This is a genomic window from Pseudotabrizicola alkalilacus (assembly GCF_003443995.1).
Lineage (GTDB): Bacteria > Pseudomonadota > Alphaproteobacteria > Rhodobacterales > Rhodobacteraceae > Pseudotabrizicola > Pseudotabrizicola alkalilacus.
The window spans coordinates 1-552 of sequence record NZ_QWEY01000087.1; the positions used below are offsets into that span (position 1 = coordinate 1).

General features: G+C 65.0%; 1 protein-coding gene. It reads right to left on the reverse strand.

Annotation, left to right across the window (positions count from 1 at the left end; genetic code table 11):
• The coding region (locus D1012_RS22150) for a thiamine pyrophosphate-dependent enzyme (protein ID WP_233517249.1) at nt 1-552 on the reverse strand (552 nt) is incomplete at both ends.

Below are 552 nucleotides of genomic sequence, written 5' to 3' on the forward strand. Positions count from 1 at the left end.
CAGATCCGGCGAGACCTTCCAGTCTCGCAGTTTGTAGACGGTTCCGGGGCGGGGGCGTGGTTTTTCTTCGGGTTCGCGCATCCGGCGTTTGAAGCTGTGGATCGGGGTGGCGCGGTCGTCGATGCGGACCTCGACCACCGAGGGTCCGTCATGGGCAAAGGCCCGGTCCAGTGCGGCGCCGATCTCGTCGGGTTTGTCGACATATATGCCCAGCAGGCCCAGCCCTTGCGCCGCTGCCGCATAGCCCGGCACCGAGCTTTGGGTTTCCAGCTCCGCCGATTGCACGTTCTTGAAGTAGATTTCCTGCCACAGCTGGATCCAGCCCAGCTTGCCGTTGTTGATCACCACGTTGACGATGCGCTGGTTGTACTGCGCCTGCGTTGCCAGCTCGCCAATGGTGTAGGAAAACGCGCCGTCCCCCGCGACCGTCACCACCCGCGCGCCCTTTGCCACCACCGTGGCCGCCCCGATGGCACCGGGCACCGCATAGCCCAGCCCGCCCTGGCCGCGCGCAAACAGAAACTGCCGTCTGGCCTGTTTGGCCGGGATATA